Annotated in this window: 15 protein-coding genes; 4 read left to right on the top strand and 11 right to left on the bottom strand. The window is 38.7% G+C overall.

Going from position 1 to position 14,499, the window contains the following annotated elements:
• Positions 1 to 62: 62 nt before the first annotated feature.
• On the bottom strand, positions 63 to 329 hold the full coding sequence (locus tag UFO1_RS02705; protein WP_038667661.1) for a hypothetical protein: 267 nt from the start codon (positions 327 to 329) through the stop codon (positions 63 to 65).
• Positions 330 to 521: 192 nt separating this feature from the next.
• Here UFO1_RS02705 and UFO1_RS02700 point away from each other — a divergent pair, with 192 nt between their 5' ends.
• The gene (locus tag UFO1_RS02700) at positions 522 to 1,079 is read left to right on the top strand and encodes a rubredoxin-like domain-containing protein (protein WP_038667659.1); all 558 of its coding nucleotides are present in this window, start codon (positions 522 to 524) and stop codon (positions 1,077 to 1,079) included.
• Positions 1,080 to 1,136: 57 nt separating this feature from the next.
• On the opposite strand, the gene ispD is transcribed toward UFO1_RS02700, so the two are convergent.
• From ispD to UFO1_RS02685, 3 genes are all read right to left on the bottom strand, one after another.
• Positions 1,137 to 2,324 carry a 2-C-methyl-D-erythritol 4-phosphate cytidylyltransferase gene (ispD, locus tag UFO1_RS26095; protein WP_038674849.1) on the bottom strand — a complete coding sequence of 396 codons (1,188 nt, stop codon included), beginning with the start codon at positions 2,322 to 2,324 and terminating at the stop codon, positions 1,137 to 1,139.
• Positions 2,325 to 2,580: 256 nt separating this feature from the next.
• Positions 2,581 to 3,708, bottom strand: a complete 1,128-nt coding sequence (locus UFO1_RS02690; RefSeq protein WP_038674847.1) for a PIN/TRAM domain-containing protein — start codon at positions 3,706 to 3,708, stop codon at positions 2,581 to 2,583.
• Between the two features lie 125 nt (positions 3,709 to 3,833).
• On the bottom strand, positions 3,834 to 4,328 hold the full coding sequence (locus tag UFO1_RS02685) for a CarD family transcriptional regulator (protein ID WP_038667656.1): 495 nt from the start codon (positions 4,326 to 4,328) through the stop codon (positions 3,834 to 3,836).
• A gap of 290 nt (positions 4,329 to 4,618) precedes the next feature.
• On the opposite strand from UFO1_RS02685, the gene UFO1_RS02680 reads away from it, so the two are divergent.
• The 3 genes from UFO1_RS02680 to UFO1_RS02670 all read left to right on the top strand — a co-directional run bounded on the left by UFO1_RS02680 (position 4,619) and on the right by UFO1_RS02670 (position 6,696).
• Positions 4,619 to 5,011, top strand: a complete 393-nt coding sequence (locus UFO1_RS02680; protein WP_038667653.1) for a hypothetical protein — start codon at positions 4,619 to 4,621, stop codon at positions 5,009 to 5,011.
• Positions 5,012 to 5,181: 170 nt separating this feature from the next.
• Complete coding sequence (spoIIP, locus tag UFO1_RS02675) at positions 5,182 to 6,345, top strand: stage II sporulation protein P (protein ID WP_038667650.1); 1,164 nt, start codon at positions 5,182 to 5,184, stop codon at positions 6,343 to 6,345.
• A 24-nt stretch (positions 6,346 to 6,369) separates the two neighbouring features.
• The gene (locus UFO1_RS02670) at positions 6,370 to 6,696 is read left to right on the top strand and encodes a hypothetical protein (RefSeq protein ID WP_038667647.1); all 327 of its coding nucleotides are present in this window, start codon (positions 6,370 to 6,372) and stop codon (positions 6,694 to 6,696) included.
• Positions 6,697 to 6,721: 25 nt separating this feature from the next.
• Here UFO1_RS02670 and disA read toward each other — a convergent pair whose 3' ends face one another.
• The 7 genes from disA to UFO1_RS02635 form a co-directional block, all read right to left on the bottom strand.
• A complete protein-coding gene (gene disA, locus UFO1_RS02665) occupies positions 6,722 to 7,798 on the bottom strand; it encodes a DNA integrity scanning diadenylate cyclase DisA (RefSeq protein WP_038667643.1) in 1,077 nt (358 codons plus the stop codon).
• A complete protein-coding gene (gene radA, locus UFO1_RS02660) occupies positions 7,795 to 9,159 on the bottom strand; it encodes a DNA repair protein RadA (protein WP_038667640.1) in 1,365 nt (454 codons plus the stop codon). The genes disA and radA overlap by 4 nt, the downstream gene beginning before the upstream one ends.
• A gap of 113 nt (positions 9,160 to 9,272) precedes the next feature.
• Entirely contained in the window at positions 9,273 to 11,714 is a 2,442-nt protein-coding gene (locus UFO1_RS02655) for an ATP-dependent Clp protease ATP-binding subunit (RefSeq protein WP_038667637.1), read from the bottom strand.
• Between the two features lies 1 nt (position 11,715).
• Positions 11,716 to 12,786, bottom strand: a complete 1,071-nt coding sequence (locus UFO1_RS02650) for a protein arginine kinase (protein ID WP_038667635.1) — start codon at positions 12,784 to 12,786, stop codon at positions 11,716 to 11,718.
• 3 nt (positions 12,787 to 12,789) lie between these two features.
• A complete protein-coding gene (locus UFO1_RS02645) occupies positions 12,790 to 13,314 on the bottom strand; it encodes a UvrB/UvrC motif-containing protein (protein WP_038667632.1) in 525 nt (174 codons plus the stop codon).
• 12 nt (positions 13,315 to 13,326) lie between these two features.
• Positions 13,327 to 13,773 (bottom strand): CtsR family transcriptional regulator, encoded by a 447-nt coding sequence (locus tag UFO1_RS02640; RefSeq protein ID WP_038667628.1) that lies wholly within the window; start codon positions 13,771 to 13,773, stop codon positions 13,327 to 13,329.
• A gap of 113 nt (positions 13,774 to 13,886) precedes the next feature.
• The gene (locus tag UFO1_RS02635) at positions 13,887 to 14,411 is read right to left on the bottom strand and encodes a hypothetical protein (protein ID WP_038667625.1); all 525 of its coding nucleotides are present in this window, start codon (positions 14,409 to 14,411) and stop codon (positions 13,887 to 13,889) included.
• Positions 14,412 to 14,499 lie beyond the last annotated feature (88 nt).

Below are 14,499 nucleotides of genomic sequence, written 5' to 3'. Positions count from 1 at the left end.
TATATTTATGCAAAAAAAGCTTTTGGCACTTGCCATATAGTCTAGCAAGTGCCCAAGTTATCTTATTGCACTTTTATCATAAACAATCCATCTCTAATATCAGGTGCAATATAGGTTGTTTTTGTATTGTAAAATCCCGAGACTGGCTTAGCGCCATCCGCTAAAACCGCAATTCGCCAAACCATCTTATTGTCGTACCATAATTCTGTGCAGGTAGTACCATCCTCTTGCTTTATAACATTTATATTGAGCATATACTCTGCAGCCAGTACAACATTCGGCCAGATTAGCATTACCATTGCAAATAAAATACATATACTCTTGCGCATAAATAACCCTCCCTATCATTATCACTAGGACAAATAAAATCCAGATTATTTATAATATGTATCTACGCGCAAATTTTATACAAATACTCCTTATTTCTACATTATTTTTCTTAGAAATACAGGAAAAATGGAAAACTATGGTGAATTAAAACTAAGGTAAACAATATTAATGATTAATAAGGAGGTCGTAACATGAAAACTTATGTTAGATGTAAAGCCTGCGGATTTATAATGGATGAAAACCATGTAGATGACCTATGTCCTGCCTGCGGATTACCAAAAACGGTTTTCGAACCTTATACAAAAAAAATCTCTCCACGTCGCACATTTATTATTGATCAGCATCTTCATCCGATCAGTGTGCATTTTCCTCAAGTCTTTATGGCTGTTATTATTTTTATGCTATGTCTTGCTTTTGGGGTTGACGATCCTCTAAGAGGAGAATTCCTCATTGCGGCAAAACTTTCTATTATCGCCTTCCCCTTTTCTGTACTTTTAGGTTTCATTACAGGAATCATTGACGGTAAAATCCGTTTTAAAAAATTAAAAACACCTCTTTTAATCCGAAAAGCAATTGTTGGAGCTATCCTTCAAGTATTATCCATTGCTATTTTCGTACTATACCTGGTAAATGGTTTTACTACAAGTAACATGATCATTATTATTATTTTGAGCATCTTATCTACAATCTGCGGCATTTATCTTGGGAAAGCAGGTTCTAGTATGTTTAATTCTATGATGCCCGGTTAAGTAAGATCTATAAGAGACAAAACTGCCAGCCTCAAGAAGGCTGGCAGTTTTGTTATGTTATCTTTTAAAGATGGAAGCCACAGCATGAGCAGCGATGCCTTCTCCCTTACCAGCAAATCCTAGCCCCTCTGTTGTTGTAGCCTTTACATTGACTTGCCCTAAATCAATTCTTAGAGCAGCAGCAATATTATGATTCATCTCAGGGATATACGCTGCTACTTTAGGACGTTCTGCTATAATCGTGGCATCAATATTATTTATTGAATAACCATGTTCCTCAAGAATTTCTCCAACCCTCTTTAAGAGCAAAATACTAGAAACCCCTTTATACTGTACATCTGTATCAGGAAAATGCTTACCAATATCACCTAATGCAGCCGCCCCCAAAAGAGCATCTTTAATAGCATGCAGCACAACATCCGCATCCGAATGTCCCTCTAATCCATGTATATAAGGTATTTCAACACCACCTAATATTAGCTTTCTTCCTTCTACTAATTTATGAACATCATATCCCATACCAACTCGTACCATGCTTTCAGCTGCACATCCTTTCTGTTCCCTCTTTCTTTCTATTAGCAACGCCTCAGCTATCGTTAAATCTTCTGGTGTCGTAACCTTAAGATTATCATAACTACCAGGCACTACCTTTACCTGTGCACCCAATCTTTCAACAAGAGAGGCATCATCCGTTCCAATATAGCCCTCCAGCCTGGCCTTCTCATATGCCTGCTGCAAAAGATGTGCATCGAAGCCCTGAGGTGTTTGTATCACCCATAAAGTACGCCTTTCGGGAGTACCTGTGACCCATCCATCTGCATCTACTGTTTTAATCGTATCTTTCACAGCTACAGCAACTACGGCAGCCTTATGTATACGAGCAGCATTAATCACACCCTGAATGCAGGATTCTGTCACAAGAGGTCTCGCACCATCATGGACTAAAATTACCTCTGTTTCCTTTGAGACCACCTTAAGAGCATTTGCGATAGAATGTTGTCGTTCACTACCACCTATCACTACTTGCCACGCCTTTATTCCTATCAAGCTACTGAGCATATTTTTTACTTGTTCTACTTCATCAATGGCAACTACGACAACTAGATTATTTACTTCAGAACATGCTGAGAAAGCTAATACACTATGTAACAGCACAGGCATATTAACGAGTGGCAAAAAGACCTTATTACTGCTCGTTTTCATCCTCTTTCCTTGTCCTGCAGCTGGTATGATGACTGTAACCACTTTATTATCCTGCCTTTCCTTTAGTTCCATTATTTATTATTGTATAACCTAATTGTTCTATCTTCCTGTCAAATTACCTCTTTTAAATTGAATGTAGGATCTCTTTGCTATTACAAAAACACCTACACCCCCTTGCAAATGTAGCTACTTTTTCTGAAACATAAAGGCGTGAAAACGACTTACCGATTCCGCAAAAAAAAATGTCTTCAAGCCTGCTTAAGAGCATAACTTGAAGACGTGATGACTACTTTTTTGCTTATGCACCTTTTTCCATGCCTTTAGGTTTAGCAAAAATCATTCGTCCAGCAGCTGTCTGTAGCACTGAGGTTACTAATACACCAATGGTATCCCCCATGTGTTTTTTACCACTATCAACAACAATCATTGTACCATCATCAAGGTAACCGATACCTTGACCAAGCTCTTTACCATCTTTCACAACATGAACTACCATTTCTTCTCCTGGCAACACGACAGGTTTCACAGAATTTGATAATTCGTTAATATTAAGAACAGTTACACCTTGCAACTCAGCAACTTTATTTAAATTATAATCGTTGGTGACAAGCTTCCCCTTAAGTAATTGTGCCAATTTAACCAGTTTTGAGTCTACTTCAGCAATATCCTCAAAGTCCTGTTCATAAATCTCTACATGCAAACCTAACTCCTTTTGCATACGATTTAAGATATCTAAACCTCGGCGACCACGATTACGTTTAAGCAAGTCTGAAGAGTCAGCAATATGTTGTAATTCCTCTAATACAAATACAGGAACTACAAGAATTCCTTCCACAAATCCACTTGTACAAATATCCGCAATACGCCCATCAATAATGACACTCGTATCTAGAATTTTATAGTGGGGTTGAGTAACTACTTTTTCCTTTTGCTTCTCTTTTCCTTTCCATGAGAAACCTACTAATAGTCCAACTATTTCTTCACGCTTATGAATAGCAATATTTACCCCAAGATACCCTAAGATTATACTAATAATTCCTGGAACATAGCTACCAATAATCGGTATATGCATAAATGCAGATCCAATTAAGTTAGAAATAATTAAACCAACAGCCAGTCCTATCGAGCCTGCAATAACATCATATACTGGCATTTTATTAAGCCTTGCTTCTATCCAATACGTAAACTGCCATAAATATTTGATACAAAAAGGTGCTAATAGATAACCAATTATCCCACCTGCTAAACCACCAAAAGCAGCTAGCAAGATAGTGACCATCGTATCACTGCTGCTGATAAAGCCTACCCGCAAAAATTCATCACTCACTATAGATGACAAAAAAGAACTCGTTCCTAACCATTTTGCTGTCATCACGCCTGAAATAGCCGCTAATAGTGCAATGATAAATCTCAAAATTTTATCCAACAAAATTACACCTCCTTTACTGTTTATTATTATATAAGACTTTCCGTATTCCCACAACCCTAGTATCTTTAGAATATAGGGTGGAAACATTATCTATTATATCCTAACATTAACAAAAAAATACGTCAGTTGCCTGGCGTATTTTCTTGCATTAACTCATCTATCCATTCTTCTATACTACCCAAGTCCTTACCACAAGCTAAAACTAGTTCACTAACCATAATTTTTCTTGCGGTTTCGAGTAGTCTTCGTTCACCAGCTGACAGTTTTTTTGAATTATCCTGGAGCATAAGGTTCCGAACAACTTCAGCCACTTCATATATACTGCCAGTTTTTATTTTTGTTAAGTTTAAATTAAATCTCTTATTCCAACTGGCCGTTTCTTGCACTGAAGTAGCCCTTAGTATATCTACAACTTTGGTAATTCCTACTTCGTCAATCACTTCTCTAAGACCAATATTTTCAACATTCTTCATAGGAATCATCACTCTCATACCACCGTAAGGCATCGTAAGAATATAGTAATCTTGCAGTTGTCCAAACACTTCATGTTTTTCAATTGCCTCAATGACACCTGCACCATGCATGGGATATACCACTTTGTCCCCTATAGCTAACATAGCATCAACTCCTATGCTACGTAGTATAACACAAATAAAACACATTGTCAAAATTGTATATTTTAGCATAGCGCAATAATTATTGTCAAACATTATTTTATTACCTTATGATCGCTATTTTTGACGGAAATCGTGAATTACCTACTTAAATGGCTAATTATAGCCATTTAGAATATTATGAATTCAAGTAAGATTTACATAAAAAATTTTAAATTGCAAATTCATCTCCCACAATATTGACAATCATAGATTGATATTTATATAATTAATACAAAGTGAGGTGTTTCGTAATGGATGAAAAATGCTCTGATTTCCAAACCGCTGTAGATGATTACTTAATTCGCCATCGCAGTATCCTTGATATTATGACAAAATACCAAGAGGCAAGTGCCAGAGTCAATCGTGCTTTTGCCAAATCAGTTACTGAATGCGGTTGCGTAACAGTAAATGCCACCCGCCAGCAAGCACCTGCTGACATTGAATATAGCCACTTGAAAAAATTCATGTCTTCTCATTTATCAGGTGAGCCTTGCGAACAGTGTAAAGAAATAATAACCAAAGAATTAGGACATAGTCTATTTTATTTAGCTGCACTTTGCAACTTATCAGGAATTAGCCTCAATGAAGTAATGCACAAGGAATGTAACACTGTTACCACTTTGGGATTTTTTCATTTATCCTAATATTGGGCAATTAAAACTGCTTATTTCTACTGTAAAACGCGACTAGTAATAGTCGCGTTTTTTTATTACATAAAGCAATTAGCATAGGGACATGATACAAATATGCAGGAGGTTGTGATTATTTTTGCCATCCTCAATGTAGCTTATTTAAAATGTAACGGGGTGAAATCATGTCTGCTTTCCTAGTAATAATCATCACGCTCCTACTCTCATTTTCTTCCCTTCCTTACGCTTTGGCCGCCAATTCCTCCGATAGTTTCGAATTAACATCTGGCTACAACACTATAGTGGACGAGAACAATAATGTTATTTTACAACTAGGCCTAGCCCTTCATGTTGGTGATAAATATATTAACGAGGATAATACGCTTTATGAAATTACCCTCATTGAAGGCTCGTTAGCTAAAGCTCGCTTTGTTAAAACTGAATCAAGTCTTTCTCTACGTACAATTTCGATACCCGTCCAAGGAACGCCAGCAGGCTATCAGCCGCTAATTGCCATTTATCACACTCACAATGACGAGTCATATATCCCCACTGATACTGTTGCGACTGAGCCAGGTAAAGGCAGTATTATGTTGGTAGGCGATAGTTTAAGTAATCGTCTTAATGAGTTAGGTTATCAAACAGAACATGACAAAACCCTTCACGAGCCTCATGATGCTAATGCTTACCAGCGTTCTAGACGTACCTTCATGAGATTACTGGAACGTCAGCCTGCAGCATTGTTTGACATCCACCGTGATAGCGCACCACTTACATACTATCAAACAACTATCAACGGAGAAGATACTGCGAGAATCTTATTAGTAGTCGGCCAGCAAAACCAAAACCGTGAAACGACTCTGCAATATGCCAAGACAATAAAAGCGAATGCGGATGCAGCCTATCAAGGATTAATTCGTGGTATATTCATTGCCCATGGAAATTATAACCAAGATTTAAATCCTCATTCCATGCTCGTCGAAGTGGGTACCCAATACAATACAAGAGAGGCCGCACAGCGTAGCGCTGCGTTATTTGCCGATGTCATTCCATCTATTATTAGTCCAAATCCAATGACTGCTGCTCCTTCACCAGCCGCCGTGTCAGATGCAGAAAATCTCCCTTCTACAACAGATACTGCTCAAGGGAATGGTACCAATGCAGTATCAGAAGAAAATAAAGCTGCGCTTTATGATATCTTCTCAGTTGTAGGCGCAGTACTCATTAGCACTATCGCTTATCTTTATCTTAGCACTGGCAGTTGGCAAGAAGCCAAGAATAAGCTTTACAAATTTTATAAATATGAATTCACCAATTTTTTAGGACCACACAGAAAAAGAAAAGATTAATACATCTCCCAAGGAGTTGTTATCATGGTATTCAAGCGTCCTTTTATATGGTTAACAGGGGGAATTTTACTCTTAAGCATTATTGCTTTCAGCTTTTTACATCTCTTGCCTCTTAATATCTTTTCAATTCAACAAAAACCAGAACCAGAGCCTCAAAAAGTATATGATTACTACCTCGTTGTTGATGAAAAAGATGGTCATACCTTGATGTATGTACCTTTAGTGGTATCTGTTGGAGATGAAGTTCTTTCTGAGGAAAATAAACTCTATAAAGTTGTAAGAATAGAAGAAAACCGAGCTTATGCCCGGTTTGTCGAAGACATTAATTTAGAAAAATATAAAAAGAAATAATATCTACCATCATTCTGTATTACATTCATACATGACGGTCTAGCAGTGCTTGTTCTCGCACTCGCTTTAGGCCGTCCTTTATTGTTTTTGCCCGAACTTCACCAATCCCCTCTACATCGTCAAGTTCGGTAGTAGTTGCATTATAAATACAATGTAAGGTCCGAAAATGGGTTACTAAATTATCTACAATAGACATAGGTAACCGAGGTATGCGGCTCAAAACCCGATAACCTCGAGGTACTACAGGTATATCTAGCGTATTCGGGGTCGTTCCGTAACCTAATATACGGCATATAGTATAAGGTTCTAAACTTTCCTCTGGCAATGCAGCTAACTGTTCACGAACCTGCTGAAAATTCTGAGCCCCATTACAATAGTCTTTAAGCAACAGTTCCATATCGTCTTGTTCAGATAATAATTCTTCCATTTGCATATTGACCAAGCGGCCTTCACTGCCTAATTCTATTATATGACGCTCAACTTCTCTAGCAATCCGGTTCACATGTTCAACACGAATAACAATCTCAGCCACGTCCAATAATGTAACAAAATCTTCGAACTCTAAGGCACTTAGGTTCGTTAAACTCCTGACTAAAACCTTACGATACTTTTCCAAAGTTTGTAACGCTTGGTTGGCCCTGCTTAAACTTACTGTAATATCTTTAAGAGTATACCTTAAGTTACCAAGATACATGGTAATCAGATTACGTCTTTGTGAAATTGCAATTACAAGTCCTCCGGTTTGCCTTGCTACCCTTTCTGCCGTACGATGTCTTGTACCTGTTTCCGTTGTAGGAATTTTGGAATCAGGAACTAATTGAGCATTGGCATATAGGATATGTTTTAGGTCCGAAGACAAAATCAAAGCACCGTCCATTTTCCCTAATTCATAAAATCCCGCAGGAGTGTACTCACAATTTAAGGAGAATCCACCATCTACCACATCCATTAAAGGCTGATTATTACCTACCAGCACTAAGACGCCCATCTTCGCCCGCAAAATATTTTCCAAACCTTCTCGTAAGGGTGTCCCAGGTACTAATTTCTTAATTGTTTTAATAAATTTTGCGTCCCATAATTTATCTTCTCGGTTCTTCGTCATACAAACACTGCCTCCATTGCTTCTAGTACATTACTCACTCCGACTATTTTAAGTCCTTGCTGGCGTATTTTAAGCCCAGTCATATTCCCAGCAGGAATAACAAACCGTTTAAAACCCATGGTAGCTGCTTCACTGATACGTACATCTACCCTCGATACCATACGTACCTCACCAGTCAAACCAACCTCTCCCATAACAACAGTTCTCGCATCAAGTGAAACGTTGCGAAAACTAGAAGCAACAGCTAAGATGACGGCTAAATCTGCTGCAGGTTCAGTAATACGAATACCTCCTACTGCGTTTACATAGGCATCTTGGTTGGCTAAAGTTAAGCCTACCCTCTTTTCTAATACCGCCATTAGAAGAATTAGTCGATTGTAATCAAAACCAGCCGCCATACGTCTAGGCATACCAAAACAAGTCGTGCTAACCAAGGCTTGAATCTCAATGAGTAAGGGTCTAACTCCCTCCATACAAGCAAGAACTACTGATCCTGGTGCACTTTCTGCTCTTTCAGACAACAGTAACCCTGAGGGATTTTTTACCTCCATTAAACCTTCTTCCTCCATGGAAAAAATGCCACTCTCATGGGTAGAACCAAAGCGGTTTTTTATCGCTCTCAAGACACGGAAAGCATAACTTTTTTCACCTTCAAAATATAGAACCACATCCACCATATGCTCTAAAATTCTCGGACCGGCAATGTTTCCTTCTTTTGTCACATGCCCAATTATCGCAATCGGAATTCCACTTTCTTTTGCTAAACGTAAAAGTTTTCCAGTGGATTCACGAACCTGGCCTACACTACCTGGAGCGGAGGGAATTTCTGGACTATACATCGTTTGAATCGAATCAATAATCATCAATGCAGGCTTAAGACGATTTGCAGCTACTGCGATATCGTCCAGATTGGTTTCCGTCATAATCAATAATTTATCACTTAATTTATTAAGCCGCTCAGCTCGCATTTTCGTTTGTGCTGCCGATTCTTCACCAGAGACATATAATACCGTTCCATATGTCTGACTTACACTGCAAGCCACTTGTAAGAGCATAGTAGATTTACCAATACCAGGGTCACCACCAATTAAAATAAGAGCACCTGGTACAATACCGCCGCCTAACACCCGATCAAACTCTCCTACACCAGTTGCTAACCTTGGTACTGGAAAGTTATCCACTTCCGTAATTGGACGCGGTTTTGCACCACTGCTGGTACTATGGCGATTTTTCCCTTCTGCCTTACCTAATGTTTCTTCAACCATGCTATTCCAAGCCTCACAACCTGGACACCGCCCGAGCCATTTTGGCGAATCAGCACCGCACTCTTGGCAGACAAAATGAATTTTAGTTTTAGACAATCCCGTTACCCCTTCTCACAAAAACAAGCACTTTATAACACGCAAATATATAGTTGCTATTATAAAGTGCTCTTCGCTTTATTTCATTTGTTTTCCTGCAAAAATGGCATTATTTATTGTTTTTTCGCCAAATTCACTTTTCCGTCTTCATCCACATCAATCAACACGGTATCACCACTTGTAACTTGCCGACGCAACATTAATTCAGCGATTTCGTCTTCTACTAATTTTTGAATGGCACGTCTAAGCGGCCTAGCGCCATAAGCATAATCTCGCCCCTCTTTAACTAGTTCTGATTTTGCCCCATCGCTACATACCAATGATAAGTTATTATCCTGCAAACGCTTACTAACTTCCTCTAGCATAATGTCGACAATCTGAGTCAGTTCTTTATCGTTTAGGCTACTAAATACGATCAGTTCATCAACACGATTAATAAATTCTGGACGGAAAGTTCGTTTCACTTCCTCCATCACTCTATTTCTAGCATTTTCAGCTTCATTATTCACCTTATCATCTGCTAAAAATCCTAAGGCAGCATTATCTTTTCGTAAGTGCTTAGCCCCGACATTGGAAGTCATAATAATTACCGTATTCTTAAAATCAACTTTACGACCTTGACTATCTGTCAACCTACCATCTTCTAACACTTGTAACAAAATATTAAATACATCAAAATGGGCTTTTTCTATTTCATCCAATAAGATGACTGAATAAGGTTTACGCCTTACTGCATCCGTCAACTGACCTCCTTCATCAAAACCGATATACCCAGGAGGTGCACCAATTAAGCGAGATACTGTATGTTTCTCCATATACTCGGACATATCTAAACGAATCATAGAATCTTCATCACTGAACAAAGTAGCAGCTAATGCTTTTGCTAGCTCTGTTTTACCAACACCTGTTGGTCCTAGGAAAATAAAGGAACCAATAGGACGTTTTGGATCTTTAAGCCCTGCTCTAGCTCGCCGCACTGCTCTGGCTACTGATTTGACAGCATCGTGCTGACCAATCACTCTTTTATGCAATTCCTCTTCCAGATTTAGTAAACGTTCCGCTTCTTCTTGGGCCAATTTTTCAACGGGAATACCTGTCCAAACTGCTACGATATGAGCTATCTCTTGACCAGAAACGACAAGCTGCTCATTGCCTTGCTGTTTCCATTCTTTTTGTTTGCTATCTAATTCTTCTTTTAGCTTTTTTTCTTCATCGCGAAGACGAGCTGCCTGCTCATATTCTTGTACTGCAATGGCGGCTTCTTTTTCCGTCTGCACTTGTTTTAATTCTTTTTCTAGTTCTTTCACATTGGTTGGTGAGGAAAACGTTTTAAGGCGGACCCTTGCTGCGGCTTCATCCATTAAATCTATGGCCTTGTCTGGTAGAAAACGGTCGGAAATGTAGCGATGGGATAGGGTAACTGCAGCTTCAATCGCTTCGTCAGTAATACTAATCCGATGGAAAGCTTCATACTTATCACGGATGCCCTTCAAGATGCTAATCGCATCTTCTACAGATGGTTCGTTTACTGTAATCGGCTGAAAACGACGTTCCAAAGCCGCATCCTTTTCAATATACTTTTTATACTCATTGAGGGTGGTAGCACCAATTACTTGTATTTCGCCACGAGCTAAGGTAGGTTTTAAAATATTTGCGGCATCTATGGCCCCTTCTGCGGCACCAGCACCAATTAATGTATGCAATTCGTCAATAAACAAAATTACATTACCATCTTGCCGTACCTCTTCCATAACTTTCTTTAGGCGTTCTTCAAATTCACCCCGATACTTAGAGCCTGCGACCAAGGAAGCCATGTTAAGAGATACAACTCTTTTTACTCTCAACATCTCAGGCACATTGTTTTGCACAATACGTTGGGCTAAACCTTCTGCAATTGCAGTCTTACCTACCCCAGGCTCACCAATCAATACAGGATTATTTTTCGTACGTCGGCTTAAAACTTGTAATACACGTTCAATCTCTAACTCCCGTCCAATAACAGGATCAATTTTCCCATCTCGAGCTAGTTTATTAAGATCGCGGCCAAACTCCTCAAGTGTAGGTGTATTGGAATTTTGTTGTTTTCCCCCAGCTTGTGGATTTGCTCCCTGCCCTGAAGGAACAAACCCACTCAAGAGTTCCGTTACCTTTTGACTTACTACTTGAACATCAATGCCAAGTCCATTTAATATTTGGGTTGCTATGCCTTCCCCTTCTTGCAATAAACCAAGCAATAAGTGCTCTGTACCCACGTAATTATGGCCTAAGTCGGCTGCAACTTCAATTGCTAACTCAATGCAACGTTTAGCACGAGGTGTATAGGCTACTTGTGAGTTATTCCCTTTGCCCCGCCCCACGATTTGTTCTACAGCAGAACGAATGGTTTCAATTGTAATATCTAGGGATAATAGCCCTTTTGCTGCTACGCCCTCTTTTTCATGCAGTAAACCTAACAATAGATGTTCTGTACCTACATAATCATGACCCAACCCTACCGCTTCTTGCTGTGCAAAGTATAGAGCTTTTTGCGCTCTTTCTGTAAAACGTCCTAACATTTTATTTCTCCTCCTTCAAAAACTTATCTCGAATAATTTGAGCCCTTAATTTTTTACGATCATTTCCACTTAGTTCAGGACGACAGCTCATTTTTTGTAAAAAATTAGGTCTGGTAATCACCATAAGTTCGTTAAAATTACATTCTGGAACATCCTTGATAATTTCCAGTTCATATCCCATTCGTACATCGCTGAGAAGAGACAATGCCTCTTGACCTGACATACTACGGGCATATTTTAAAATACCGTAGGACCGCCATACCCGGTCAGCTAGCATATCTGTAGTCTCTGCATATAGACCACCCCTGGCCGTTCGTTCATGATCTACTACTTGTTTGACCACACTGTACAAATTATCAATAATTTCCTGTTCCGTAAATCCCAGGGTAAGCTGGTTAGATATTTGAAATATATTCCCCACCGCTTCCGTTCCTTCACCGTATAAACCTCTAACTGTCAAACCAAGCTGAGTTACGGCATTCACGATTCGATTAATCTGTCCTGTGAGAACCAGAGCAGGTAAATGTACCATAACAGAGGCTCTGAGTCCTGTACCTAGGTTGGTCGGACAAGAAGTTAAATACCCTAATTCTTCATTAAAGGCAATGGTATGCTTATTTTCAATAATATCATCTACTTGATTGGCACTTGCGAAAGCCTCCATTAAGTTAAGTCCCGGCATTAAGCATTGTATCCGTAGATGATCCTCTTCATTAACCATAATGCTTACTGTTGTATCCTGTTTTATAATTAGGGCTCGATTCCCTGCTTCCCGGGCATGATTAGGACTGATAATATGTTTCTCAACTAATACTAACCTTTCTAGCAGAGGTAACTTTTCTAAATCAAGAAACATATACTCTGGCTGACCATCTATATTTAAATCACATAAAGATTGTTTAACCTGAGCTACGATCTGAGACAGTTGTTCTGCATTGGCCCTTTGTGGAAAAGGTATTCCCTCCAAATTGCGTGCCAAGCGAATGCGACTGGCAAGAACAATATCACCATCTTGTGCACCACTACTCATCCAGTACACGAAAGGTTGATTCAGCAAATTTTCAATTGTCATTTGCTACTCCTCCTTGCCCTTTAAGCCAATTTCTTTTTCTAATTTTTTAATATCATCCCGCAGGATAACAGCTTTTTCATACTCTTCATTTAATACATACTGCTCTAATTGCTGACGCAAATTTTTGATTTGCTGCCTAATCTTTAATGTACTGCCACTACGCTTAGGGAATTTTCCAGTATGACTACTTGCACCATGAATTCGTTTTAGTAATGGATCAAATTGTTCTCCAAAGACCGTATAACAAGCACCACAACCTACTTTTCCTTTTCGATTAAAATCATCGTAAGTCATTTTACATTCTGGGCAATGGGCTTGCCCCTCGACTATTTTAGGATCAGCAAAAAGCCCATGATTAAACATACCTTTTAAAAAATCATGAACATAGAACTGAGTATCAAATGCTAAACTAATTTCACCAGCAGCTTTTGCACATTCAGCACATAGGTTTCTTTCTGTTTTTTGATTATTTACTATTTTGGTAATATGCATACAAGCTGTACGTTTATTGCAATCATCACATAACATATTACACCCTCCTCACGTAAATTCAGCCAATTTGAGTATTAAGGATCGTAACATAGGGGCTCGTTCTTCTGGCTCTATGTGTTTATAAATCAGATCAAAAAAATGCATGATCAAACCAGCCTCCCTTCCTGTCAACATCCCCTGGGCTGTAAGACTTTTAACAATTTCTACTGCTTCTGTAAATATGGTATCTTCAAGAATTTGCTCTGCAGCATCCTCATAGATCATTGTATGTACGGGAATACGTTCGATGCGCACAAATCCCCCTGATCCACGCTTTGACTCAACTAAAAAGCCTCGCTCTATTGTAAAACGTGTACTTAACACATAACTAATTTGGGAGGGGGCACATTCAATTTCTTCCGCCATTTCATTACGCTTTAATACAATGATATCTTCACATTCATTTGCAAGTTTATGCAAAATGAGTTTTTCAATAATATCTGCTAAATTACTCATAGTATCCCTACCTGCCTACTACGTATTTGACCTTTACTCTATTTTATTTGACTTTTTGACTTTTTGCAACTATATAATAAAAAAAAATTAGCCTTTCCTGTAAAAAGGTAATTTTACTGCTTCTTTTTCGTTTTTAACCACTCACAGAGTAAATATAAGACCGCAAGTGACATCAATATTCGATTGATCCATTTAAATTCATTCGCAAAATATTGGATTTCCCAGTAGGAGATTGGACTGTGAACGCTAAATAGAGACAGGGGATACAATAAATAATTTGCATAGGCAGCATGAGTCAAACTATCTATCAGTAAGTGGGTACCCCACCCTATGACAAAGGCTTGCACCCCTTTTACCTGGACGAGTAAGGTAGTAATAAATACAATACCCCAAACGACTATAGAGTGACCAATCAGATCTATTTTTACAACCCACGGATACATGGGTAATAGAGACATCATTTTAGCTGGGTCTAAGTGTAACAAATCAATCCATGACAATTGCCCATGCAGCAACATGATCCCTACAGCAATGATATAAATATAATCAGGCAACATGGAACCAATTAAAAAATTCCAAACCATTGGATGATGACGTGTTAAAAAGTAGATCCAGAATCCATGATGCCAGGTAAACATGCTAATTCCCTCTTTCCTTTTCTATAGTATTACACAAATAAAGGCAGATCTATGCCAAAAAGAAGAGAGCGTTTTCGCTCTCTTCTCT

Origin of the sequence: Pelosinus sp. UFO1 (assembly GCF_000725345.1) — a bacterium.
Lineage (GTDB): Bacteria > Bacillota > Negativicutes > DSM-13327 > DSM-13327 > Pelosinus.
Note: the sequence above shows the minus strand (reverse complement) of the source record. Positions and strands in the feature narration are given on the sequence as shown.